The sequence below is a fragment of the Pseudomonas taiwanensis genome, assembly GCF_013393345.1.
GTDB classification, from domain to species: domain Bacteria; phylum Pseudomonadota; class Gammaproteobacteria; order Pseudomonadales; family Pseudomonadaceae; genus Metapseudomonas; species Metapseudomonas resinovorans_C.
Map to the genome: position 1 here is coordinate 60,938 of NZ_QJRF01000028.1, position 24,637 is coordinate 85,574.

The 24,637-nt window shown below is 66.3% G+C and carries 22 protein-coding genes; 5 read left to right on the forward strand and 17 right to left on the reverse strand.

What is annotated here, in order from left to right; genetic code table 11:
* Window positions 1-35 precede the first annotated feature (35 nt).
* The 7 genes from DM872_RS00420 to DM872_RS00450 all read right to left on the reverse strand — a co-directional run bounded on the left by DM872_RS00420 (window position 36) and on the right by DM872_RS00450 (window position 8,187).
* Window positions 36-1,484 (reverse strand): LLM class flavin-dependent oxidoreductase, encoded by a 1,449-nt coding sequence (locus tag DM872_RS00420; RefSeq protein ID WP_179057607.1) that lies wholly within the window; start codon window positions 1,482-1,484, stop codon window positions 36-38.
* Window positions 1,484-2,692, reverse strand: a complete 1,209-nt coding sequence (locus DM872_RS00425; protein WP_179057608.1) for an SfnB family sulfur acquisition oxidoreductase — start codon at window positions 2,690-2,692, stop codon at window positions 1,484-1,486. The genes DM872_RS00420 and DM872_RS00425 overlap by 1 nt, the downstream gene beginning before the upstream one ends.
* A 10-nt stretch (window positions 2,693-2,702) precedes the next feature.
* Window positions 2,703-3,938, reverse strand: coding sequence for an SfnB family sulfur acquisition oxidoreductase (locus DM872_RS00430; RefSeq protein WP_179057609.1), 1,236 nt, complete (start codon window positions 3,936-3,938; stop codon window positions 2,703-2,705).
* Between the two features lie 114 nt (window positions 3,939-4,052).
* On the reverse strand, window positions 4,053-4,823 hold the full coding sequence (locus DM872_RS00435) for a MetQ/NlpA family ABC transporter substrate-binding protein (protein ID WP_179057610.1): 771 nt from the start codon (window positions 4,821-4,823) through the stop codon (window positions 4,053-4,055).
* A gap of 94 nt (window positions 4,824-4,917) precedes the next feature.
* Window positions 4,918-5,583, reverse strand: a complete 666-nt coding sequence (locus DM872_RS00440; RefSeq protein WP_179057611.1) for a methionine ABC transporter permease — start codon at window positions 5,581-5,583, stop codon at window positions 4,918-4,920.
* Window positions 5,580-6,953 carry an LLM class flavin-dependent oxidoreductase gene (locus DM872_RS00445; protein WP_179057612.1) on the reverse strand — a complete coding sequence of 458 codons (1,374 nt, stop codon included), beginning with the start codon at window positions 6,951-6,953 and terminating at the stop codon, window positions 5,580-5,582. The genes DM872_RS00440 and DM872_RS00445 overlap by 4 nt, the downstream gene beginning before the upstream one ends.
* 10 nt (window positions 6,954-6,963) lie before the next feature.
* Window positions 6,964-8,187, reverse strand: coding sequence for an SfnB family sulfur acquisition oxidoreductase (locus DM872_RS00450; RefSeq protein ID WP_179057613.1), 1,224 nt, complete (start codon window positions 8,185-8,187; stop codon window positions 6,964-6,966).
* A 497-nt stretch (window positions 8,188-8,684) separates the two neighbouring features.
* On the opposite strand from DM872_RS00450, the gene DM872_RS00455 reads away from it, so the two are divergent.
* The gene (locus DM872_RS00455; RefSeq protein WP_179057614.1) at window positions 8,685-9,848 is read left to right on the forward strand and encodes an HPP family protein; all 1,164 of its coding nucleotides are present in this window, start codon (window positions 8,685-8,687) and stop codon (window positions 9,846-9,848) included.
* A gap of 100 nt (window positions 9,849-9,948) precedes the next feature.
* On the opposite strand, the gene DM872_RS00460 is transcribed toward DM872_RS00455, so the two are convergent.
* Window positions 9,949-10,809, reverse strand: coding sequence for a LysR family transcriptional regulator (locus DM872_RS00460; RefSeq protein ID WP_179057615.1), 861 nt, complete (start codon window positions 10,807-10,809; stop codon window positions 9,949-9,951).
* 114 nt (window positions 10,810-10,923) lie between these two features.
* A complete protein-coding gene (locus tag DM872_RS00465) occupies window positions 10,924-11,901 on the reverse strand; it encodes a helix-turn-helix transcriptional regulator (RefSeq protein ID WP_179057616.1) in 978 nt (325 codons plus the stop codon).
* Window positions 11,902-12,029: 128 nt separating this feature from the next.
* Between DM872_RS00465 and DM872_RS00470 the strand changes: the two genes are divergently transcribed.
* Window positions 12,030-12,737 (forward strand): glutathione S-transferase family protein, encoded by a 708-nt coding sequence (locus DM872_RS00470; protein ID WP_179057617.1) that lies wholly within the window; start codon window positions 12,030-12,032, stop codon window positions 12,735-12,737.
* A gap of 71 nt (window positions 12,738-12,808) precedes the next feature.
* On the opposite strand, the gene DM872_RS00475 is transcribed toward DM872_RS00470, so the two are convergent.
* From DM872_RS00475 to DM872_RS00495, 5 genes are all read right to left on the reverse strand, one after another.
* Complete coding sequence (locus tag DM872_RS00475) at window positions 12,809-13,252, reverse strand: YybH family protein (protein ID WP_179057618.1); 444 nt, start codon at window positions 13,250-13,252, stop codon at window positions 12,809-12,811.
* A gap of 118 nt (window positions 13,253-13,370) precedes the next feature.
* Window positions 13,371-14,594: an RNA polymerase sigma factor gene (locus DM872_RS00480; RefSeq protein WP_179057676.1), complete on the reverse strand. Its 1,224-nt coding sequence runs from the start codon at window positions 14,592-14,594 to the stop codon at window positions 13,371-13,373.
* A gap of 31 nt (window positions 14,595-14,625) precedes the next feature.
* Complete coding sequence (locus DM872_RS00485) at window positions 14,626-15,003, reverse strand: YciI family protein (protein WP_077525726.1); 378 nt, start codon at window positions 15,001-15,003, stop codon at window positions 14,626-14,628.
* A gap of 219 nt (window positions 15,004-15,222) precedes the next feature.
* The gene (locus DM872_RS00490) at window positions 15,223-15,753 is read right to left on the reverse strand and encodes an SRPBCC family protein (RefSeq protein ID WP_179057619.1); all 531 of its coding nucleotides are present in this window, start codon (window positions 15,751-15,753) and stop codon (window positions 15,223-15,225) included.
* A 62-nt stretch (window positions 15,754-15,815) separates the two neighbouring features.
* On the reverse strand, window positions 15,816-16,709 hold the full coding sequence (locus DM872_RS00495; RefSeq protein ID WP_373273668.1) for a LysR family transcriptional regulator: 894 nt from the start codon (window positions 16,707-16,709) through the stop codon (window positions 15,816-15,818).
* Window positions 16,710-16,809: 100 nt separating this feature from the next.
* On the opposite strand from DM872_RS00495, the gene DM872_RS00500 reads away from it, so the two are divergent.
* The gene (locus DM872_RS00500) at window positions 16,810-17,508 is read left to right on the forward strand and encodes a CTP synthase C-terminal region-related (seleno)protein (RefSeq protein WP_179057621.1); all 699 of its coding nucleotides are present in this window, start codon (window positions 16,810-16,812) and stop codon (window positions 17,506-17,508) included.
* Window positions 17,505-17,825 (forward strand): antibiotic biosynthesis monooxygenase family protein, encoded by a 321-nt coding sequence (locus DM872_RS00505; RefSeq protein WP_179057622.1) that lies wholly within the window; start codon window positions 17,505-17,507, stop codon window positions 17,823-17,825. Before DM872_RS00500 ends, DM872_RS00505 begins: the two co-directional genes overlap by 4 nt.
* Window positions 17,826-17,830: 5 nt before the next feature.
* On the opposite strand, the gene DM872_RS00510 is transcribed toward DM872_RS00505, so the two are convergent.
* The 3 genes from DM872_RS00510 to ptsP are packed head-to-tail and all read right to left on the reverse strand — an operon-like array spanning window position 17,831 to window position 23,378.
* Window positions 17,831-19,564: a PTS fructose-like transporter subunit IIB gene (locus DM872_RS00510; protein ID WP_179057623.1), complete on the reverse strand. Its 1,734-nt coding sequence runs from the start codon at window positions 19,562-19,564 to the stop codon at window positions 17,831-17,833.
* A complete protein-coding gene (gene pfkB / locus DM872_RS00515; protein ID WP_179057624.1) occupies window positions 19,561-20,517 on the reverse strand; it encodes a 1-phosphofructokinase in 957 nt (318 codons plus the stop codon). Before pfkB ends, DM872_RS00510 begins: the two co-directional genes overlap by 4 nt.
* Window positions 20,517-23,378: a phosphoenolpyruvate--protein phosphotransferase gene (gene ptsP, locus DM872_RS00520; protein ID WP_179057625.1), complete on the reverse strand. Its 2,862-nt coding sequence runs from the start codon at window positions 23,376-23,378 to the stop codon at window positions 20,517-20,519. Before ptsP ends, pfkB begins: the two co-directional genes overlap by 1 nt.
* A 200-nt stretch (window positions 23,379-23,578) precedes the next feature.
* On the opposite strand from ptsP, the gene cra reads away from it, so the two are divergent.
* Window positions 23,579-24,559: a catabolite repressor/activator gene (gene cra, locus DM872_RS00525; protein ID WP_179057626.1), complete on the forward strand. Its 981-nt coding sequence runs from the start codon at window positions 23,579-23,581 to the stop codon at window positions 24,557-24,559.
* Window positions 24,560-24,637 lie beyond the last annotated feature (78 nt).

Here is a 24,637-nt window from a genome sequence, read left to right on the forward strand (position 1 = left end):
TTTAGTCCTTGAGTAACGGGGGAATGGGTTGGCAATTACCTTGTGGGGGCGAATTCATTCGCTGAGGAGCGCGTAGCGCTCCCTGAATTGCTGAGGGGCAAGCCTTCGGCCTGCATAGCGAATGAATTCGCCCCCACAGAAAAGGCAGCGCCCTTGTGGTCGGCCGGCAGCCGGTCGCCCGCGCCAAACAACTTCCGCCGCAAGGTGCCCTCGGCATACGCCGTCTTGTACGCGCCGCGCGCCTGAAGCTCCGGCACCACCAGGTCGATGAAGTCCGCGTAGCTTTCCGGGGTGACGATGCGGGTGAGGTTGAAACCGTCCAGACCGGTCTCGTCGATCCAGGCCAGCAGCTCGTCCGCTACTTGGGTGGGCGAGCCCACCAGCAGGATGTAGCGCCCGCCCAGGGCGTGCTGTTCCAGCAATTGGCGGCGGGTCAGGCTGTTGTCTTTGAGCTTGCTGGCGGCCGATTCGATGGCGTTGGTCTTCACATACGGAATCGGCTCATCCAGCCCGAAGCGGGAGAAGTCGATGCCCGTGGAGCTGGCGAAGTGCGCCACGCCTGCCTCGGCGCTGGCGTGGGCCAGGTACTCGGCGTGCTTGGCGCGGGCCTCGGCTTCTGTCGGCGCGACGATCACGCTGATGCCCATGAACACCTTCACCGCGTGGGGATCACGGCCGGCGGCCTGGGCCGCCGCGCGCACCTTGTCTACCTGGGCGCGGGTGGCGGCCTTGTTGTTGCCGCTGATGAACACGCACTCGGCATGCTCGCCGGCGAAACGCAGCCCGCGCGCCGAGGAACCGGCCTGGAACAGTACCGGCGTGCGTTGCGGCGAGGGTTCGCAGAGGTGGTAGCCCTCGACGTTGAAGAACTCACCCTGGTGACGGACCTTGTGCACCTTGTCCGGCCGGGCGTAGATGCGTCGCTGCCGGTCATTGACCACGGCGCCCTCCTCCCAGCTGCCCTGCCAGAGCTTGTAGAGCACCTCCAGGTACTCATCGGCCTGGTCGTAGCGGCGGTCGTGCTCCACCTGCTGCGTCAGCCCCATGGCGCGGGCGGCGCTATCCAGGTAGCCGGTGACGATGTTCCAGCCCACCCGACCATCAGTCAGGTGATCCAGCGTCGACAGGCGTCGGGCGAACAGGTACGGCGCGTCGTAGCTCAGGTTGGCGGTCAGACCGAAACCCAGGTGGCGCGTCACGCCCGCCATGGCCGAGACCAGCAACAGCGGGTCGTTGACCGGAAGCTGGATGCTTTCCTTCAAGGTCAGGTCGACGTTGCCCTGGTAGACGTCGTAGACGCCGACGATGTCCGCCAGGAACAGGCCGTCGAACAACCCCCGCTCCAGCAACTGCGCCAGCTCGGTCCAGTAGGACAGCTTGCGGTAGTCGGCCGAACGGTCGCGCGGGTGGGTCCAGAGCCCGTGGTTGATGTGCCCCACGCAGTTCATGTTGAAGGCGTTGAGGAGGATCTGCTTGCGCGCCATCAGATCGTCCCCCGGCGCGGTGGCAGTTTGTCGTTGAGGTAGAAGTTGCCCACGGCGTGGTACTTCCAGCGCACCGGGTCGTGCAGCGTGTGCACGCGGGCGTTGCGCCAGTGACGGTCGAGGTTGTGTTCGGCCAGGCTGGCGCGGGTGCCGGACAGCTCGAACAGCTTGCTGCCGGCGGTCAGCGACACCTCGGTGGTCAGGGCACGGGCCTCGGCCACGCCGATGGACGCAGCGGCCACGCTGTCGGCGTTGGGTTGGGCGGTGGCGGCATCCAGCAGGCGGCCGGCGCGGTCGAGGATGGCCTCGGCGGCATGCAGACGGATGGCCAGGCGGCCGAACTCCTGGATGGTCAGTGGATCGTCGCTGGCCTTGTCCACGCCGGAGTCGATCCACGGCCGCGAGCGGGTACGCACGAACTCCAGTGCATCTTCATAGGCGGCGCGGGCGATGCCAGCATCGATGGCGGCATGGAGAATCTGCGCGAAGGGGCCAACGGTGGTCGGACGGTCGAAGGCATCCTGGAAGGACACCAGGTCCTCGGTGCGCACCGGCACGTTCTCGAACACCACCGAGCCGCTGCCGGTGGTGCGCTGGCCGAAGCCGGACCAGTCATCGATGACCGTCAGCCCGGGGGCATTGCGCGGCACGAAGGCGAGGTACTGGTGCCCATCCTCGGCCACCACCAGGGTCGGCACCCGGTCGGCATAGAGGGCGCCGGTGCAATAGAACTTGCGGCCATTGATGCGGAAGCCCGCGCCTTCGCGGATCAGCCGGGTATTGCGGTCATTGGCGGTGCGGGTGCCGATTTCCGCCAAGGCGTTTCCAAAGCGCTGGCCGGCCAGGGCGGCGGCGAACAGGCGTCGTTGCTGGGCCTTGCTGCCATTCACCCGGAGAACTTCCAGTGCGTAGAAATGGTTCTGCGGAATCTGTCCAAGGGAGGCGTCGGCGGCGCTGATGATGGCGATGACCCGGGCCAAGGTCACCCGCGATACGCCAGCGCCCCCAAATTCGCGCGGCACGCTGATACCCCAGAGACCGGAACGGCTGAAAGCCTCGAGCTCCTCATGGGGCAAGCGCCGGTCGCGGTCACGCTCGGCGGCGCCGGGCTTGAACTCGGCGGCGATGCGGTGAGCCACCTCAATGGCTTCGGCGTCGTCGCGAATGATGGCGACGCTGAGAGCCGGTGCGGGTTGCGGCAATGTCATGGTGAACTCCTCAAATCCAGGAATGACGGGCCGGCTTGGCGCCGTTGAGGTGATAAGCGCCAACGGCCTGGACCTTCCAGCGCACCGGGTCGTGCAGGGTGTGGACGCGGGCGTTGCGCCAGTGGCGGTCGAGGTTGAACTCGGCGAGGCTGGCGCGGCTGCCGGCCAGCTCGAAGAGCTTTTCGCTGGCGAGCAGGCTGATTTCCGTCGTCAGCACCTTGGCCTCGGCCACGGCGATGGAGGCACGGGCAGCGGACTCGCCATCGATGGGCGCAGCGGCCACTTCGTCCAGCACCTGGCCGGCGCGTTCCAGCAACGCGTTGGCGGCATTCAGCTCGGTCTTCAGGCGGCCGATCTCGGCGATGGTGTAGAGCTCCTCGCTGGCGCGTTCGACGCCGGCATCCACCCAGGGCCGCGAGCGTTCGCGGATGAAGGCGATGGCGTCGTCGATGGCCGCCTCGGCGATACCGGCATCGATGGCGGCCTGGATCAGTTGCGACACCGCGCCCTGGATGCTCGGCACCTCGGCCAGCCGGCTATTGTGGAAAACCAGGTCGTCGGCGGCCGGCGCCTGGTCCAGCAGCACGGTGCCGCTGGCGGTGGTGCGCTGGCCGAAACCGGACCAGTCGTCGACGATCCGCAGCCCCGGTACACCGCGCTCAACGAGGCCAAGCACGCCGACGCCGTTGTCGTCGATGGCCTTGACCGCCACCCAGTGGGCGAACAGCGCGCCGGTGGAATAGAACTTCTCGCCGCTGACCTTCAGCCCCTCGTCGGTACGAGTGATGCGCGCCTTGATCTCCAGGGTGTGCTTCGTGTTGCGCTCGGGGCCGGCATTGGCCAGCCGGCGACCGGCGAGGATGCCGCCGAACACCTTGCGCTTCTGCGCTTCGCTGCCGACGTTCTCGACCACGTTGAGCAGGCCGAACTGGTTCTGCGGAATCTGCCCCAGTGCCGGGTCGGCGGCGCAGATGATGCGGAACACTTCAGCCAGGGTGATGTGGGAGACCTCGGCCCCGCCGTATTGGCGCGGGATGCGGATGCCGCCCAATCCCAGGCGGGTGAAGTGTTCCAGCTCGCGCCAGGGCAGCAGGCGGTCGCGGTCGCGTTGTGCGGCCTGTTCCCTGGCCAGCCTCGCCACCTCATGAGCGGCTTGCAGGGCCTGTGCATCGTTTTCGATCAGCGCCGCCGGGAGTAGTGGCGGGGCTTCATCACGAAATGCGTGGTGGGCGGTTTCGTTTGTCATGGGGTGTGGCCTTCAGCAATGGAGCAAGTCGGGCTTCCCTCACCCCAGCCCTCTCCCAGAGGGAGAGGGAGTTTTTTCCGATCGAGGGGAGGCAAGCGGAGCGAGGCTGGAGAATCAGAACGCCGGGGCGATCTGGCCCTTGTAGCGGGTGACGATGAACTGGCGGACTTCCGGCGAGTTCAGGGCCTTGGCCAGTTTTTGCAGGCCCGGGTCCTGGAGGTTGTCCGGACGGGCGACGAGGAATTCGGCGTAGAGGTCCTTGCCCTTCTCGACGATCAGCGCGCTGTTGGTGTCGATACCGGCTTCCAGCGCGTAGTTGGCGAAGACGAACGCCAGGTCCACCTGGCTCACGGAGCGGGCCAGCAGCGCACCTTCCAGTTCACGGATTTTCAGCTTCTTCGGGTTCTCGGCGATGTCGCGCTGGGTCGCCAGGGTGTTGCTCGGGTCCTTGAGCTTGATCAGCCCCGCCTCGTGCAGCAGCACCAGGGCGCGGCCGGTGTTCACCGGGTCGTTGGGGATGGCGACGGAAGCGCCGTCCTTCAGTTCGTCGAGTTTCTTGATCTTCGTGGAGTAGGCGCCGAAGGGCTCGATATGGATGCCCACCACCGGCACCAGGTTGGTGTGGCGGCTCTTGTTGAACTCATCGAGGAACGGCCGGTACTGGTAGTAGTTGGCGTCGAGGTTCTTCTCCGCCAGTTGCACGTTGGGCTGGATGAAGTCGGTGAAGACCTTGATGTCCAGGTCCACGCCTTCCTTGGCCAGGGTGGGTTTGATGAACTCAAGAATTTCCGCGTGGGGAACCGGAGTGGCGCCGACTACGAGCTTCTCGCCAGCTTGGGCGGAGAAGGCGACGACGGCGGCCAGAATGGCGAGTGCCTTTTTCATTGCAAGTGCTCCTGGGCAGTATTGGGTTGGCCGTCGTGGGGTGAACGTGAGGCCTTGGGTGGGCAGCGATAGCCGGCTGCCCTGCGGCGAGATTTCAACGGCGGCTGTAGCGGATCACGAGGCGGTCGCCGCTCATTTGCAGGGCCTGCACCAGCAGGATCAGCAGGGCCACGGTGACCACCATCACGTCAGTCTGGAAACGCTGGTAGCCGAAGCGGATGGCGAGGTCACCGAGGCCCCCGCCGCCGATCACGCCGGCCATCGCGGTGTAATCCACCAGCACGATGGCGGTGACGGTCACGGCGGCGATCAGCCCGGTGCGGGCTTCCGGCAGAAGGGTGTGCCAGATGATCTGCCAGGTACTGGCACCCATGGACTGGGTAGCCTCCACCAGTCCGCGGTCCACCTCGCGCAGCGCGGTTTCCACCAGCCGTGCGAAGAACGGGGTGCAGCCGGCCACCAGCGGCGGGATCGCCCCGGCGACGCCAAGCGACGTGCCGGTGAGCAGCGTGGTCAGCGGGATCATCACGATCAGCAGGATGATGAAAGGCAGCGAACGCAGCATGTTCACCACGGCCGAAGCGAAGCGGTAGAAACCGGGCTTCTCATGCATCTGCTTCTTGCCAGTCAGGTAGAGCAGCACACCCAGCGGCAGGCCGAGCAGGACGGTAAAGCCGAGCGCCAGGGCGAGCATGGTCAGGGTGTCGATGCAGGCCTGGCCGATTTCCACCCAGTCGAGGTTGGCAAGCAGTTCGTTCATGGCCTCACCTTCCTGCGCAACCGCGCGGCCGGGTGCGGTTCAGCAAGACGGTCGCCCTCGCCGAACAGCTTGTGGCGCAGGCTGCCGTCTTCGTACTCGCGCTTGAACAAGCCGCGCGCCTGCAACTCGGGCACCAGCAGGTCGACGATATCCACGAAGGTTTCCGGCGCGACGATGCTGGACAGGTTGAAGCCGTCCACGTCGGTCTCGTCCACCCAGGCCTGCAACTCGTCGGCCACGCTTTTCGGCGAACCGACCAGCAGCGGGCCGTCGCCACCCAGGGCGCAGTAGTCGGCGATCTCGGCGGTGGTCCAGGTACGGCTCGGGTCCGCCGCGGTGAAGGCATCCACCGCCGACTGGATCGCGTTGCTCTCGACCTGGCGCAACACCTGATCCGGCGCGTACTGACCGAAGTCGATGCCGGTCCAGCCGGACATCAGCGTCAAGGCGCCGTCATGGCTGGCGAACTCGCGGTACTCGCGCCATTTCGCCTGGGCCTCGGCATCAGTGGGCGCGACGATGACCGTAAGTTGATTGAACACCTTGATGTCGCTGCCCTTGCGCCCGGCCAACTCGGCCTGATGACGCAGGTCGGCCACCTGATTGCGCAGGATGTGGCGGGTGGGCGCGGCGACGAACACGCACTCGGCGTTGGCGGCGGCGAAGGCCTTGCCCCGGCTGGAGGCGCCGGCCTGGTAGAGCACCGGAGTGCGCTGCGGCGATGGCTCGCTGAGGTGGAAGCCGGGCACCAGGAAGTGCGCACCCTCGTGGTCGATGGGGTGCACCTTCGCCGGATCGGCATAGACGCCGCTTTCCACGTCGGCGACCACTGCGTCCTCGTCCCAGCTCGCTTCCCAGAGCTTGTAGCAGACCTCCAGGTATTCCCCGGCCAGGGCATAGCGCTGCTCATGGTTGAGCTGCTGCTTGAGGCCGATGTTGCGCGCGCCGCTCTCCAGGTAAGAGGTGACGATGTTCCAGCCGGCGCGGCCACCGGTGAGGTGGTCCAGCGTGCTCATGCGCCGGGCGAATGGGAACGGGTGTTCGAAGGACACCGAAGCGGTGACGCCGAAGCCCAGGTGCCGGGTGGCGGCGGCCATGGCCGGCACCAGCAGCAGCGGGTCGTTCACCGGCACTTGCGCGGCATTGCGCAGGGCCTGCTCCGGGCCGCCCTGATAGACGTCGTAGACGCCCAGCACGTCGGCGAGGAACAGGCCGTCGATCTTGCCGCGCTCCAGGGTTTGCGCCAGTTCGATCCAGTAGTGGATATCGGTGTAGCGCCGCGCCTGGTCGCGCGGATGGCGCCAGAGGCCGGGGGACAGGTGACCCACGGCGTTCATGGCAAAGGCGTTGAGGCGGATCTGCTTGCTCATGTCGCGCGCCTCAGGACCAGTCGTGACGCGGCGGCTTCACGCCGTTGAGCAGCCAGTTGCCAACCACGTGGTACTTCCAGCGCACCGGGTCGTGCAGGGTGTGCACGCGGGCATTGCGCCAGTGACGATCGTGGTTGTGGCGCGCCAGCGTGGAGCGGGTGCCGCCCAGTTCGAACAGCTTGTTGGAGGCTTCGATGGCAATTTCGGTGGTCAGCACCTTGGCCTTGGCCACGGCGACCGAAGCGGCGGCCACATTGTCCTCGTCCGGCGCCGGGCGGGCGGCGTCCATCACCTTGCCGGCACGCTCCAGCAGCGCTTCGGCGGCCTCCAGGCGAATGCCCAGGTTGCCCACCTGGATGATGGTCAGCGGGTCCTCGCTGGCCTTCTCCACCCCGGCATCGATCCAGGGGCGGGCGTGGTCACGGACGAAGGCGATGGTGTCGCGCAGGGCCGCACGGGCGATCCCGGCATCGATGGCAGCGGTGGTGATCTGGGCGAACGGGCCGGCCAGGGTCGGGCACTCGTAGGAGCGGTAGGTGGGGAACAGGTTCGCCGACGGCACGCGCAGATCCTCGGCCAGCACCGTGCCGCTGGAGGTGTTGCGCTGGCCAATGCTGGACCAGTCGTCGACGATCACCAGCCCTTCGCTACCGCGCGGGACGAAGGCCAGCTGGGCCTTGTCGTCCTCGTCCACGGCCAGCACCGCCAGCCAGTGGGCGTAGAGCGAGCCGGTGCAGTAGCCCTTGCGACCGTTGATGACATGGGCGTCGCCGTCGCGGCGGATGCGGGTCTGGATGTCCTGCACGTTCTTGCCGCCGGTTTCCGACAGCGCATTGGCAAAGCGGTTGCCCTTCAGCGCCAGGCCGAAGAAGAAGCGCTTCTGGTCATAGGTGCCTTGCAGGCGGATGTCTTCCAGCAGGCAGTAGTGGTTCTGCGGAATCTGTCCGAGGGAAGCGTCGGCGGCCGAGATGATGGCGATCACTTCGGCCAGGGTGGCGTAGCTCACCTCGGCGCCGCCGAACACCTTGGGCACGGTGATGCCCCAGAGGCCACTGTTGGAAAACACGTCCACCACTTCCGAGGGGACCTGGCGGGTGCGATCGCGCTCGGCATCACCCTCCAACAGGAAGGCTGCGACGCGGTGGGCCACTTCTATGGCCTGGGCATCGCTACGGATGATCTGGGCGTCGGGGATACCGATGGGGTACTGGGCGGAAATCGGGGTTTGCGACATGGGGCTCTCTGCACTGCTGTTTCGCCGCGAACAGTCGCGACCTTGCTTGCAGAGGGATAAAGCAGTACCCGTGCCAGTTTTGTTTTTCCTTATAAATCAATAACTTGATAATTTTTATCAACAGCCAGGCCTGAATTAAGCAGGCAACTTGCTGGTCAGGTGTTGCTGGAGCAACACCTGACGCAGGAAAAGACAGGCTGATCAGCCCAGCGCTTTAGTGCAATTTTCTTGCACTGTGCGAGCAATAACATTCATTAGCCTTCTATTTTTTCGCCCCTTAGCATGCCCCCATCCCCGACGCCCGGCCCGGACCGGCCTGCCCACGCAGGCTCCCGAGGAACCGTGCGCGAGAGAAAAATTTTCCATATCCAAGGATGGTGCTCCCGCCCCGGTGGGATTGAGAGGACCAGGGGCCTGTACGAAAAGCCGTCCGGTATCGGCACTTTCCGTACAGCGCCTCCGGCCTCTCCGTTTATTAACTGCCCAGTGTCATACCCATGCCCCAGAACCCTCTGCGTCTCTGGCTGCGGCGCCTGCTGCCAGACGCCAGCAACGCCCCCCCACGGGAATGGCTGCGCGCTGCCATTGGCGGCTGCATCGCCGTTTTCCTCGCCGCGCTGGTGTGCAGCCAGCTATACGGTACCGACCTGGCCTTGCGCCTGATCGCGCCGTTCTCCGCCTCCGCGTTGCTGCTGTTCGCTGTTACCTCCAGCCCAGTTGCCCAGCCCTGGCCGGTGATCGCCGGCAACGTGCTGGCGGCGGCCATCGGTTTGCTGGTCAGCCACTGGGGCCTACCCCCGTTGGCCACCGCCGCAACCGCGTTCGGCCTGGCCCTGGTGGGCATGCAAGCCCTGCGTTGCCTGCACCCGCCCAGCTGCGCCATCGCCCTGGGGGCTGCGCTCGGTGGACCGGTCTTCTCTGCGCTCGGTTGGCATCTGCTGTTGCCGGTGCTGCTGGGTTCAGTGGTACTGGTGAACACCGCACTGCTGTTCAACAACCTCAGTGGCGTCCCCTATCCGCGCAAAGTCGCACACCCTGCCAGCGGCCCGCACCTGACCGCCGATCCGCTGCCCGGTGAACGCAACGGCATCGCTGAGATTGACCTGGACCACGCACTGGCCGAGTTCGGCAGCTTCGTCGACGTGACCCGCGATGACCTCCAGCGCCTGCTCCAGCTCACCGAAAAGCATGCGCTGCGCCGCACCATGGGCGACCTGCGGGCGGCGCGGATCATGTCCCGCGACCTGCGCACCATTGCCCCGGACGCCCCGGTGAGCGAAGCCTGGCGACTGCTCGACCAGCATCATCTGAAAGCCCTTCCGGTGCTGGACGACAAGCAGCAGCTGGTGGGCATCCTGACCCTCTCCGACCTGCTCGGCCATGCGGCCAGTGCGGCGCCCCGCAGCCTCGCCGAGCGCTTCCGCGCCCGTCGCGAAGCACCGGTGTCGAGGCTGATGAGCCGCCCGGTACGTTGCGTGACTGTGGATACGCCGGTGGTGGAACTGGTGTCGCTGCTGTCCGATCAGGGCCTGCACTGCCTGCCGGTGCTGGACGACGGTGGCCGCGTGGTGGGAATCGTCAGCCAGAGCGACCTGATCGCCGCGCTCTACCGCAACTGGCTGCAGGACCTGCAGCAGCCGGAGCTGCAATTGGCGAGTTGAGCCCGGCAGGACTCCTCGCGATCGGTCGCCGAACGTGTAGGAGCGAGACCTGAACGCAGCATGATGGGTTTCGTCCCTCTACCCATCCTACGATTCGCTCTCAGATCGGGTCCCAGCGCCGGGACCAGTCGATGTCCTCGCTCACCACCTCGCGCAGCAGGTCGATGGCCTGGCGCAGGGCTGGGGAATCCTTCTCACGGGAATACACCAGGTAGGTGGGATAGGTGAATTCCGGAGCCTTCTCCACCCGTTCCAGCTCGCCGTTTTCCAGGTGGCCCTGTACCACGCGGGCTCGGAAGTAGCCGGAGCCGCCGCACTGGAGGATGTAGTGCAGCGCCAGCGGCCCCAGGTTGGTGGACAGCACAGCGCTGGCCTTTTCGGGCATCGCGGCATCGTGGCGCTGACGGAATTCCGGGCCCCAGTCGTTGTAGATGTAGGGCTCGGGATTGGTCGCCGAACGCACCTGGACCAGCTTCTCCTCCAGCAATAACTCCACCTGCAGGCCTGGCCAGTAATCCGGGCGATAGACTAGCGCGGCGTCCAGCAAACCGCGCTGCAATTGCTGCTGCAGATGACCCGCTTCGCCGACTTCCGCACGTACCGCGTGGGACGGCATGCGCTCGCGCAGGCGGATCACCCAACTGAGCACCAGCGGGCTGCACAGGCTCACTTCGCCGCCCAGGTTGAGCACGTCGCGATAGCCTTCGGGCAGCGGTAGGTCGCGTCGGGCAGCTTCCCACGTCTGCACCAACTGGTTGGCGTAGGCGACGAACACCTCGCCGTCTGCGGTCAGCCGCGCGCCCGCGCGATTGCGCACGAAGAGCCGGCAATCCAGCTGTTGTTCGAGGTTATGCACCCGCGCGGTGATGGTGGTCTGGGTGACGTGCAGGCGCTCGGCCGCCGCGACGAAGCTGCCGGTACGGACGATCTCGAGGAAGGTGCGCGCCAGGTCGATATCCATGGGCTTGCTCAGGTGCTGAAAGGTTGGCCGAGTTTACCGGCTGAAGTGGCGTGTGTAGGAGCGAGCTTGCTCGCGAACAATCCGTGCACGATCTTTTCGCGAGCAAGCTCGCTCCTACAAAAGCGTGGCCCGGTCGTCCGTGGCTGGCGCCACCAGCCTCAACAGTCGCGCCGCGCTGTTGCGGATTTCCTCCCGCAGCGCTTCCGGTTCGCGCACCTCGAAGTCGAAGGGCAGCTTCACCAACTGGCGGGCGAACCAGCTCATGCTGTCGGTGCGGGTGCGCAACAGCACGCCCTCCTCCACCGGTTCCAGCAGGCCCATGCCGCTGCTCAGTTCTTCCGCGGCACGGGCCAGGTCGCATTTGAGCAGCACTTCCACCGCCGTCGAGCGGGGCAGTTGGGCGATGCTTCCGGTGAGGAACGCGGCGGCATCGAAGTCTTGCGGGCGTTCGAAATGGGCGTCCAGGAGCAGCAGCGTCTGCATCCGGTCCAGGCGAAAGCTGCGCAGGTCCCGGCGCAAATGGCAGTAGCCACTCATGTACCAGCGACCGGCGCGGTAGACCAGGCCGTAAGGGTCAGCCTCGCGCTCGCTGCTCTCGCCATCGCCCGAGCTGTAGGTGAACCGCACCCGCTGCCGTGTCTGGGCGGCGGCCGCCAGGTCCAGCAGCCAGCGCTCGCGGGTGCTGGACCTGGCATCCGGCAAGTCCAGGGTGGCGGCTTCGCCGAGGGCGCGCAGGCGCGGTTTGAGATTGGCCGGCATCACCCGCTCCAGCTTGGCGCGGGCGCTGGCCACTGCCGGTGCGGCCTGCTCCAGGCCGAGGTTCTGTACCGCCAGCAGGCCGAGCGACAGGGCCAGGGTTTCCTCGTTGGTGAACATCATCGGCGGTAGCTTGAAGCCGGCCACCAGACGGTAACCCCCGTGGCGACCTCGCTCGGCGGTCAGCGGAATGCCGATGTCTTCCAGGGTCGCGATGTAGCGCCGCAGTGTGCGGCCATCCACCTCCAGCCGCTGGGCCAACTCACTGCCACTGAGCTGGCCGTGGGTCTGCAACAGCTCGAGTACGGCGAGCACACGGGTGGTGGGATTGGGCATGGCCGGGCTCCGCGAAAAATATTCTCAGGCGCGAAAATAATTAGGGCGGAATATAGCCTGATTGACTCCTAAGGTGCTCCCACGGCCGCTCAGCATGGCCTTTCAACCTCACTTCAAGGAGCAAGACTATGGAACCCGTTCTTTTCTATGGCGTACCGCAAGGCTGTTCGTTCGGCTCGATCGTGGCCCTCGAATGGCTCGGCCTGCCTTACCGGCTATGCCGCGTAGAGATGCTCGAACAGCCCTGGGACCCGCTGTTCGCCCGGATCAATCCACTGAACAAGACGCCCGCCCTCCTCACCGAAAGCGGCCAGCCAGTCAGCGAAAGCCTGGCCATCCTGCTCAGCCTTGCCGGCCGCAATCCCGGCGGCGAGCTGTGCCCGGTCCAGGGCAGCCCGGAATACGACCGTCTGAGCCAGATGCTGGCCTACCTGGTCACCGACTTTTTCGGCGCCTTCGCACCGCTCTGGGCGGCTTACGAGATGGCCGATGGCGATGACACCACCAAGGCCGTGTTGCGCAAGACAGGCACTGCCGACGTGCGCGTGCAATGCGCCTACCTGGATGGTCTGCTGCGGGATCGACACTGGCTGTTGGGCGAACGTCGCAGCCTGGCGGACGCTTACTTCGCGGGGGTCAGCCGTTGGGTGGAATACATGAAGCTGTTCGACCTGGGCCGGGAATTCCCTCACCTGCAGCGCTACCTGCTGAAGCTGAAGGCCGATCCAGCCATCACCTTCGCCCGCGCCATCGAAGACGGCGTGCCGGCCAACAGCCGTGGCGGTTTCAAGGGGCATGTGACGCTGGCAGAGCTGGTACCGCGACTAGCGGCCTGAGCCTTCCCCACAGGAGCGAGCTTTCGCGAGCAGAGCTCGCTCCTACAGGGGATGGCACCTGCGCTGAGTTGTCAGGGCTGCAGATCGAACAGGGCGTTGCCGCTTTCCATGTCGAAGGGCGCGGAGAAATGCTCGTGGACGATCTTCCACTGCCCGCCGCGCTTGACGTAGCACTGGGTGCCGCGCATCCAGCTGGTCTTCACCTCGCCATCCTGCTCGCCGCCGCAACGTACGAGGCAGTGCAGGAAGGCGACGTTGGTGTCGGCCTGGATAGTCGGCTCGGCGGGTTCGAAGATGCCATCGCCGGCGCACATTTCCATGCAGAAGCGCCAATGCTGGCCGTAGGCATCCAGGCCCTTGAACTGCAATTTGAGGATCGCGTCATAGGCGATCACATCGTCCGCATAGCAGGCCAGGATGGCGTCGACATTCTTGGCGCGGGCGGCCTTCAGCCACTGGTTGAAGACTTCGTGGACTTCCAGTTCTGCGGTTGCCTTGAGGGTTTCACTGCTCATGGTGTGTCTCCTGGGTTCCGGAAGGGGTTCCGTCGGCGGCATGCCGTGGGTTCACCCTTAGTCGTGGGCCGCTGTCCGGCTTCGACACCGCCTTCGCCGGGGTCGACGAACGGTGGCGTCACTCCTCCAATTCACGCAGGCGCCCCTCGATGAAGCGCCGCTCGGGTTCCTGGCGTACCAGCGCCAGTGCGCTCTGGTACGCCGCACGTGCCTCGGCCTTGCGCCCGAGACGACGGCAGAAATCGGCGCGGGTGGTATGCGCCAGGTGGTAATCGCCGAGTTCGCCGGCATCCAGCAGGGCGTCCACTTCCGCCAGTCCCGCTTCGGGGCCATCGCGCATGGCGATGGCCACGGCGCGATTGAGAGCCACCACCGGCGACTGGACCAGCCGTTGCAGCACATCGTAGAGGCCGACGATCTGCCCCCAGTCCGTCTGCTCGGCACTCGCCGCCTGGGCATGCACGGCGCTGATCGCGGCCTGCAGCACATAGACGCCGACGCGCCGGCTGGCCAGGGCCTGCGTCACCAGGGCGAGGCCTTCCGCTATCTGCGCCCGATCCCACCGGGAGCGGTCCTGCTGATCCAGCAGGATCAGGTCGCCAGCCTCGGTGGTGCGTGCGGTGCGGCGCGAGTCGTGCAGCAGCATCAGCGCCAGCAGCCCCATCACTTCCGGGTCCGGCAGCAGCTCCAGCAGCAGTCGCGCCAGGCGAATGGCTTCGGCCGATAGATCGGTACGGGTCAGGGAGTCGCCGGAGGACGCCGAATAACCCTCGTTGAATACCAGGTAGATGACCCGCAGGACGTTATCCAGCCGCTCCGGCAATTCGGCGAGCGACGGCACCTGATAAGGAATGCGCGCGTCGCGGATCTTCGCCTTGGCGCGGACGATGCGCTGGGCGATGGTGGACGGCGTACTCAGGAAGGCATGGGCGATTTCTTCGGTCTTCAGGTCGCAGACTTCGCGCAGGGTCAATGGCACCTGGGCGTCGGCGGGCAATGCTGGGTGGCAGCAGGTGAAGATCAGCCGCAGGCGGTCGTCCTCCACATCCTCGCCCTCCTCGAACTCGCTGGCGGCTTCTTCCAGTTCGGCCAGCAGATGGCGCTTGGACGCGTCGAAACGGACGCGCCGGCGCAGTCCGTCGATGGCCTTGAAGCGGCCGGCCGACACCAGCCAGGCGCGCGGATTGGCCGGGATGCCGTCCCGCGGCCACTGCTGCACGGCGGCGATGAAGGCGTCGTGCAGGGCTTCCTCAGCCAGATCGAAGTCCCCCAGCAGGCGGATCAGCGTGGCGAGGACGCGGCGCGAGTCGCTGCGATAGATCGCCTCGACCCGCTGGCGCAGTTCGGCCTCGTCCATCAGGCCCCCCGCTGCATCAGGAGACCGCACCCAGGGTCGGCCGAACCTCGGGTTCGCGCACCGGCCGCACCTCGATGCAGCCCAGGCGTGCCGGCGGGATCTTCGCGGCGATCTGCAGCGCTTCGTTGAGGTCGCGCGCCTCGATCAGGTAAAAGCCGCCGAGCTGTTCCTTGGTTTCCGCGAAGGGGCCGTCGGTCATCGACACGCGACCGCCCTGCAGGCGCAATGTGGTGGCGGTACGCACCGACTCCAGCGCGTTGGACGCCAGGTAATGGCCGCTGGCGGCGAGCTGCTCGGTGTATTCCACGCACTCGCCGGCGATGGCCTGGTAGTCGGCATCGGTCAGGGTGGCCAGCTTGGCTTCTTCGATATAGATCAGGCACAGGTATTTCATGATGGGTTCCTCGGGTGGCTGCGGGGTACTGACACCCATTGGTCGTTTGGCCGCGACGGGAATCGACAGGGCCTATGGAAAATTCCGTTCTTCGTCAGGATTGACCATGCCTTGTGGGAGCGAACTCATTCGCGAATGAATTCGCTCCCACAAGGAGAGAATCAGGATAGCGTTCCCTGCTCGCTCGACCCGCCCAGGGGCCGAGCGGTCCGTTTCAGGTTATTTCTCGGCGGCGGCCTTGAGGTTCACCAGGCCCTGGTCGAACTTGCTGCCGACCATGTCGTCCATGTCGAAAAACACCTGCATCAAGCGGTGGGTATAGGGGGACGGCCCGTACATGGCCCAGGTGACCTGGGTGCTGCCGCCATTCTGCGGCTGGAGGTTGAATTCGGCGGTGTTGTGGGCTTCGAAGGGCATCTGGAAGTCCAGCTTGATCTCCACCTTCGAGGCCGGCTCGCTCTGGGTGATCTCCATGCGTCCGGTGCCCACTTCGTTGTTGCCCTGCCAGGCATAGGCGGCGCCGACGCCTTCTTTCGGCCCGCTGTAGCTGCGCTTGAGTGCCGGATCGAGCTTTTCCCAGGGCGACCAGGCCTTCCATTGGTGCAGGTCGTTGATCAGCGGGAAGACCTTTTCCGGGGGCGCCGCGATGGTGGTCGTGCGTTCGATGCGGAAATGATCCGGGCTGATCGCGGCGTACCCCAGCACGCCGAGTATCGCAATGACGATGATGGCGATTATGGCTTTGAACATGGCGCCCTCCCGGGGCTTGCAGGCAGGTGGACTGGCACTTGGGCAGCATTGCCAGAACAAGGTTAGCCGCTCTGCGCCGCGGTGCCCGGAAGCCGGATGTGACGCCCCAATTCCTCGAACAGGGTGATCACCGAACGCAGCGCGCGGCAGTCCGGCCGGGTCAGCAGCCAGAGCGCACTGGTGCAGCCGGGCAGGTCGCCCTCGAGGATCTGTAACCCCGCTTCGCCACGCACCAGGTATTCCGGCAGCGCCGCCACACCGAGGCCGGCGCGCACCAGTTGCGCCACCGACAGCATGCTGTTGCAGCGATGCATCGGCTGCACGTCGGGATAGTGCTGGCGGCGCCAGACTAGGCTGGGATGATTGGGCAGGAAATCGTCGGGGGCGATCCAGGCCATGCGCGCCGGATCGCGCTCGGGCGTGCGCGCTAGGTAACCCTCAGCCGCGCAGAGCACGTAGGGCACTGGTCCCAGGCAGCGACCCACGAGGTGGCCGGGCGGCGTAGTGGTCAGGCGCAGGGCAATGTCGGCGTCGCGGCGGCTTAGGTTGGCGAAGTCGTTGGAGGTGGTCAGCTCCAGTTCCAGCGCCGGATAAGCCGGCATGAAGTGGACCAGGGCGGGCAACAACAGGCCATGGAGGACGGCATCGGTGCAGGTCAGCCGCAAGGTCCCGCTGACAGCCTCGCGGCCCTGCTCCAGGCCCACACGCGCCGCTTCCAGAGCCTTCTCCGCCAGCTCGGCCTGCTGTGCCAGCAGTTGCGCCGTCGTGTTCGGCAGGTAACCGGCGCGGCTTTTCTCGAACAGGACGCTACCCAGTGCCTGCTCCAGGCGCCGCAGCGAGCGGAATACCGTGGAGACATCCACCTTGAGCTGCTCGGCGGCCCGCGCCAGGGTCCCGCCACGGACCAATGCGAGGACCAGGGCCAAGTCGGCGTGGTCGATCCTGTATTGCGTCACTGCAATTCCACCTTGCCAAATCGCCAATATTGATTGCCTTTTCGCAACTATATAGTCGGCCGGTGCGGGCGCAAACCGCGCCCGGAAAAGGAGGACAGAGATGAAGCAACTGCGCATCGGCCTGATCGGTGACAGGGACGACAGCATCACCGCACACCGAGCCAATCCTCACGCCCTGGAACTCGCCGCCCGGGCCACCGGCCGCGCCGTGGAAGGCATCTGGCTGGCGACCGAGCGCCTCGGTGAACACAACCTCGATGATTTCGACGGCCTCTGGTGCGTACCCGGCAGTCCATACCGCGACACCGACGCGGTGCTGACGGCCATTGCCCACGCGCGATGCAATGCCCTGCCCTTTCTCGGCACCTGCGGCGGCTTCCAGTACGCACTACTGGAGCATGCGCGCAACGTCCTCGGCTGGGCCGACGCCGAGCATGCCGAAACCCATCCGGATGCCGCCCGCACAGTCATCAGTCCCCTGCCCTGTGCCATGCGGGAAACCCTGGAGCGGGTGGAGCTGCGTGCCGATTCGCGTCTGGCGGCGGCCTACGGCGTCCAGGAAACTTTCGAAGGCTATTTCTGCGGCTACGGCCTGAACCCCGCCTTTGGCGAGCAACTGACCCAGGGCCCCCTGAAGGTCGCGGCCACCGACGCTGCCGGCGCGGTACGAGCCATGGAGCTGGACGGCCATCCCTTCTTCATCGCCACCCTGTTCCAGCCGGAACGCGCCGCGCTGATCGGCCGCCTGCCACCGCTGGTGCACGCCTTCGTCAATGCCTGCCAGGAGAACGCCCGATGATTGCCCCGACGCCGGAACCGCCCTACTACGCGGTGATATTCACCTCGCTTCGCAGTGAGACCGAACAGGACTATGCCGCCACCGCCGAGCGCATGCTGGAGCTGGCGCGCGAGCAGCCCGGTTTCCTCGGCGTGGAGTCCGCACGCGGCGCCGACGGGCTGGGGATAACGGTGTCCTACTGGCGCAGCGAGGACGACATCCGCAACTGGCGCATCCAGGCGGAGCACCGGGAAGCCCAGCGACGCGGGCGCGAAGAGTGGTACCGCGCGTTCCGTACCCGCGTTGCCCACGTCGAACGGGCGTACGGCAAGGCCTGAGTGCCTCAGGCTGCGCGCGGCGCCTCCAGCACCAGTTCCTGAGCGGCATCGCGCTTGAGCAGCGCGTAAAGCACGCCGGTCAGCAAGCTGCCGGCGACTATTGCCAGCAGATAGAGCAGTGCGTGGTTGATGGCATTGGGGATCAGCAGCACGAACAGGCCACCGTGAGGCGCCATCAGCTTGCAGCCGAAATACATGGACAGCGCGCCGGTCAGTGCACCGCCGATGATGCTGGCCGGGATCACCCGCAGCGGGTCCTTGGCGGCGAACGGAATGGCGCCTTCGGAGATGAAGCACAGACCGAGCACCAGCGCCGCCTTGCCGGCTTCGCGTTCCCCTTGGGCGAACTTGCGGCGCATCAGCAGGGTGGCGATGCCCATACCGATGGGCGGTACCATCCCGGCGGCCATGGTGGCGGCCATTGGCGCGTAGCTCTGCGAGGCCAGCAACCCCACGGAGAACGCGTAGGCGGCTTTGTTGATTGGGCCGCCGAGGTCGACGCACATCATCCCGCCCAGCAGCAGGCCGAGGAGGATGGCGTTGGACGTGCCCATGTTGTCGAGGAAGTGAGTGAGGCTGGCGAGCATGCCCGCCACCGGCTTGCCCACCACGTAGATCATCACCAGGCCGGTGAACAGGCTGGAGAGCAGCGGGATGATCAGGATCGGCTTCAACGCTTCGACGCTCGCTGGCAGGTTCAGGTGGCGGTTGATCGCCCGTGCCGAATAGCCGGCGAGAAAGCCCGCGACTATGCCGCCGATAAAGCCGGCGCCGAGGGTACTGGCGAGCAGGCCGCCGATCATGCCCGGCGCCAGACCCGGACGGTCGGCGATGGAATAGGCGATGTAGCCGGCCAGGAGCGGCACCATCAGCTTGAAGGCCGCCTCGCCGCCAATCTGCATCAGGGCAGCGGCTAGTGTTCCCTGTTCCTTGAATGCCTCGATGCCGAAGACGAAGGACAGGGCGATCAGCAGGCCGCCCGCCACCACCATCGGCAGCATGTAGGAGACGCCGGTGAGCAAGTGCTTGTAGGCCCCCTTGGGTTCGGCCTTGGCCTTGCCCGGCTGGGCGTCTGCCTTGGTGTCCAGCAGTTGGCCTTCGCTCAGGGCGCGCTTGAGCGTGGCTTCGGATTGCTTGAGGGCAACCCCGGTGCCGCAGCGGAAGACCTTCTTGCCGGCGAAGCGCGCCGTGTCCACTTCGATATCGGTGGCCAGCAGTACCGCGTCCGCAGCCGCGATGGCCTCGGGGCTCAGCGGATCGCGAGCGCCCACCGAGCCCTGGGTTTCCACCTGGAGATCGATGCCGAGGCGCTGGGCCGCCTGCTTCAACGCCTCGGCCGCCATGAAGGTGTGGGCCACGCCGGTCGGGCAGGCGGTGACGGCGACGATGCGCGGTCGGGAAGCGACGGGGGCGACAGATGCTTCGGGTTGCTGTTCCCGGGCATCGACGGCGGCGCGCAGGAGGAAGGACTCGCTATCGCGCAGGGCCTCGGCGGGGCTGGCGATGAACACGCGCTTGCCGGCGAAGCGAGTCAGGTCCAGCGCCCCGCTCTTGACCACCAGCACCCAGTCGGCGGCTTCAAGGGTGGCGGCGGACAGCTGGCTCTCCGGGTGCTGCGGGTCCACGATCTCGACGCTGGTGCTCCAGCCCAGGCGCTGCGCGGCGGCATCCAGCAGGCGCGCACAGAGCACGCTGGTGACCATGCCATTGGGGCAGGCAGTGACTATGGCGAGTTTCATCGGGACACCTCTTGTTGTTCTGCCAGCGCCTGGATTTCTACGGCGTCTTCGAGCTGTTGCAGTTGCGCGGCATCGCTGATGCCGAAGCCCACCTGAGTCACCGCCTGGGCGGCGATGGCAGTGGCGTGGCGCAGGGTGCGAGCTGCCGGCCAGCCGCTGAGCAGGCCGTGAACCATGCCGGCCAACAGGGAATCACCGGCGCCCACAGTGCTGGCCACGCTGACCCGTGGCGGCCGGGCATGCAGGGCGATTCCGGTACCGAACCAGTTCACGCCGTCGGCCCCTTGGGAGATGACAACCTGTTCGATCCCCAATGCCTGTAGCCGGCCAGCTTCCTCGCGCTGCGCACTGACATCGGCCAGCGACCGGCCGCAGCATTCGCCCAGCTCATCGGCGTTCGGCTTGATCAGCCAGGGCACCGCGAGCAGGCCGGCGCGCAGGGCCTCGCCACTGGTGTCCAGCGCCACTTTCAAGCCATGGACCTTGAGCCGCGTGATCAGCTCGGCAAGAAAAGCCGGTGCCACGCCTCGGGGCAGGCTGCCGGCCACCACGGCCAGGTCATGTCCCGGCGCAACGGTATCCAGCCGCGACAGCAGCGCTGCCTGGGCGGTAGCGTCCACCATCGGGCCCGGTCCGTTGATGTCGGTGACGCGCCCATTGGCTTCCGCCAGCTTGATGTTGCTGCGGGTTTCCCCCGCCACGCGGATAAAGGCGTCGACGAAACCGCGTCGGGTGAATAGCGCCTCGAAGGCTTCGGCGTTGTCCCCACCGAGAAAGCCGGAAACGGTCAGGCTGTGGCCGAGGTCGGCCAGCACCTGGGCCACGTTCACCCCCTTGCCGGCGGCATGGCTGGCCTGGGCCTGGCTGCGGTTCACCTCGCCAGGTTCCAGGCGGTCGAGACGCAGGGTCAGGTCCAGCGCGGGGTTCAGGGTAATGCTGAGGATTCGGGCCATCAGAAACACTCCGCCAGTTCGCGCACAGCCGCCGCGCTTTCCAGGCCCAGTGCGCTTTCGGCCAGCTCACGGGCGGCGCTGAGGTTGAACTCGCGCACCCGCGCCTTGACCTCGGCGATGCCGCTGGTGGACAGGCTCAGCTCGTCCACACCCAGCCCCACCAGCAACGGCACCGCCAGCGGGTCACCGGCCAGCTCGCCGCACACGCCCACCCATTTTCCCTGGGCATGGGCTGCGCGCACGGTGAGGGCGATCAGTTGCAGTACGGCCGGGTGCAGGCCGTCGGCCTGGGCGGACAGCGTCGGGTGGCCCCGGTCGATGGCCAGGCAGTACTGGGTCAGGTCGTTGGTGCCGATGCTGAAGAAGTCCACCTCGCGAGCCAGCACGGGGGCGATCAGGGCCGCAGAAGGCACCTCGACCATGATCCCCAGCTGGAGGTCGGCCTGGGGAATCTCCGCGGCTACCTTGAGTGCCATGTCGCGCGCCTGGCGCCACTCTTCGACGGTGCCGACCATGGGGAACATGATGCGCAACGGCCGCCCTTCGCTGGCACGCATCAGCGCGCGCAACTGGGTTTCCATCAGCTTCGGGCGCTGCAGGGTCAGGCGCACGCCGCGCACGCCGAGGAAGGGGTTTTCCTCGTCCGGCATGGGCCAGTACGGCAAGGGCTTGTCGCCTCCGACATCCAGCGTGCGGGCCACCAGCGGGCGGTCGTCGAGTGCGTCGAACACCCGGCGATACTCCGCTTCCTGGGTGGCCAGATCCGGTGCCTGAGGGTGAGCCATGAAGATGAATTCGGTACGCAGCAGGCCGACGCCTTCCGCACCTTGCGCCACCGCCTTGGCGGCGCCCGTGCAGTCGCCCAGGTTGGCGCAGATTTCCACCCGATGGCCGTCGCGGGTCAGGGCGGGCTCCAGCTTGTCGGCATCGGCCAGTTGCAGACGGCGCTGCCGGCCTTCCTGTTCCTGGCGGGCACGTTGCAGTTGATCGGCATCAGGCGCCACCACCAGCCGTCCGCGCTGGCCATCCAGCAGTAGCGGCGTGAGCGGTTCCAGCAGCAGCACGCCCGCCCCGGCGCCCACCAGTGCGGGAATACCCAGGGCACGGGCCACGATGGCGCTGTGGGAGGTGGCGCCGCCACGGGCGGTGAGAATGCCGGCAACGCGGTCGCGGTCCAGACGCGCCACATCGGACGGCGCCATTTCGTCCATCACCAGGATGTAGGGCTCTTCCGGCTCAGGAACCTCCTCCACGCCGCAGAGCTGTGCTAGCACACGACGCCCGATATCCCGCAGGTCCGCGGCACGCTCGGCCAGCAGCGCATCGTGCAGGCTTTCCTGCTGGGCGGCGGCGCCTTCCACCACCGCCAACCAGGCAGCGGCCGCGCTTTCACCCTGTTTCAGGCGGGCGTCTACCTCGTCGCCGAGTTCCGGGTCGGTGAGCATTTCCAGGTGGGTGATGAAGATTTCGCGGACGGCTTTCGCCTCGCTGCGCAGCACCAGCGCCTCGATCTCGCCGCGCACGTGGTCGATGGCCTGCTGCAGGCGCTCACGCTCGACGCCGGGGGACTCGCCGCGCAGCGGATAGTCGAATTCCTGGTGCCGATGGATGTGCGCAGGACCCACGGCGATTCCGGGCGCAGCAGGTACCGCCTGAAGCTGGCTGCCGGGCGCGGGGGCGACGATGGGGGGTGCCGCCGGCTCGTCTTCCGGCATGGCTTGTACGTTGACCGGCAAAGGCTCGACCTCTTCGCCCAGCCCCTGTTCGATGGCGGCTTTCAGCGCCGGCAAGGCAGCGTCGGCGATAGCCGGTTCAGCGATGATTTCGATGATCTGACCACGGCGAATACCCAGGCCCAGGAGCTTGCTCAGGCTCTTGGCGGACACGGCAGCCGTGACGCTGTCGGCGAGCCGCAGGCGAATCTCGCCCTCGAAGGTCTTGGCCAGTTGCGCCAGCTCCTTGGCCGGCCGCGCGTGCAATCCGTGGGCATTGGGCAGTGGCAGGCGCACGCTGGGCCAGTCGGGCTGGACCTCTCCGCCCAGCACCTCGAGTACAGCGCGGCGTTGAGTGGCGCGGGCGAGTTCGCGGCCACGCCCCTCTATCAACAGCGCACAGAGGCGCTCCAGCAGGGCCAGGTGGGCGTCTCCCAGGCTGGCCAGGCAGAACAGGCCGTTGAGGGGCTGGTCGAGATGGCGCAGGGGCTTGTCCGGCGTCAGATAAGCCAGGCCGGGGCGTTGCACCGCCTGGTCGCTGTGCAGCCACCAGAGCCCATCGCCCAACGGCAGCGGTTCGCCCTGCAGCAAGGCGGCGGCAAAGCCACCCTCCACGCATTCGGTCCGGCGCAGGAGGCGCGCGGCTTGCAGCACCAGCTCGTCATAGTCATCCACCGCCAGGCCAAGGCCGATCAGTTGATCGTCCAAGGCCAGCTCCTGGGGAGCGCCCTGCAGCAGCTTGAGGATGTCTTCCGGAGTTTGCGCCTGACGCAGTTCGCTGCCGAGGTCGGCTTCACCCAGGGCACGCGTGAGTATCTGCAGGAGGCGCAGGTGTTCATCGGATTTGGCGGCGATGCCGATGGCGAGGTACACGATCTGTCCACCGCCCCAGTCGACGCCCTCGGGGAACTGCATCAGGCGCACGCCGGTGTTGAATACCAGCTCGCGGGTTTGCGGTGTGCCATGGGGGATGGCGATGCCCTGGCCGAGGAAAGTGGAGCCTTGGGTTTCGCGAGCCTCCAGACCGGCGAGGTATCCCGCCGCGACCAGGCCATCGCCCTCGAGCCGCTCGGCCAACATGCGCAACGCACACGCCTTGTCCGCCGCCACCAGGCCCATGGAAATCTGCCCTGCGGTCAGTTCGAGCATCGCATCACCTCTCCGGGCCTTGCGCCCTTCTTATCGTTGTCAGCCATCAGCAGCGTCACCGAACGTCGGTTGCGTCGGTTAAAGCGTAGACAGAACGCTTGCTGAATCGTTTCACTAAACTGAGCTGGCACGTTACTCGATAATCTTCGGTTCTTGAAGCCCGCCCGATGAAACACATCCGCATAACAGGAGTCGTCAACTTGAAACTCAGCGATATCGCCCGCCTGGCCGGTGTGTCGGTGACCACCGCCAGCTACGTGATCAACGGCAAGGCCGAGCAGAAGCGCATCAGCCCGGCGACCGTGGAACGCGTGCAGGCGGTGGTGGACGAGCATGGTTTCAAGCCCAACCCCCAGGCCGCCGGTCTGCGCAGCCGGCAGACGCGTACCCTGGGTTTCATCCTCCCGGACCTGGAAAACCCCAGTTACGCCCGCCTGGCCAAGCTGCTGGAACAGGGCGCGCGGGCTCGGGGTTATCAACTGCTGATCGCCAGCTCCGACGACGAGCCGGATAGCGAACGTCAGCTGCTCAAACTGTTCCGCACACGGCGCTGCGATGCACTGATTGTCGCCAGCTGCCTGCCGCCGGACGACAACAGCCTGGAGCAACTGCTGGCCGAAGGCCTGCCGGTGATCGCCGTCGACCGGGTCCGCAACCCAGGGCGTTTCTGCGCGGTAGTCAGCGACGACCGCCAGGCCAGCCTGCAACTCACCCGCAGCCTGCTGAACCCGGCCCCAGGGCGCGTCGCCCTGCTCGGCGCGCGGCCGGAGCTGCCCATCAGTGCCGAACGAAGCGCGGGTTTTCATGAGGCCTTGAAAGGACTCAAGTGCGAAGTGCTGGAACTCCAGGGCGAGGACTTCAGCCGCGAGTGCGGCCAGCGCCTGATGGCCGACCTGCTGCAACGGGGCGAGCTGCCCGATGTGCTGATCACCACCGCCTACGTCCTGCTCGCGGGGGTGCTGGATGCCCTGCGCGAACACGGCGACTGGCCAGAACGAATGCGCGTGGGCACCTTCGGTGACACCCAATTGCTGGACTTCCTGCCGCTAGCAGTGAACTCCATGTACCAGCAGCACGAGCTGATCGCCGAACAGGTGCTCGCGCTCGCGCTGGATGCGGTCGAGCGCGAGGTTTACGAACCGGGGGTGCGTGGTGTGGCGCGGAAGCTCAAGGAGCGCTAAAAGCGTTCTCACCCTGTGGGAGCGAATTCATTCGCGATTGAAATCGCTCCCGCAACGCACTTGTCCGTGATTTCAGCC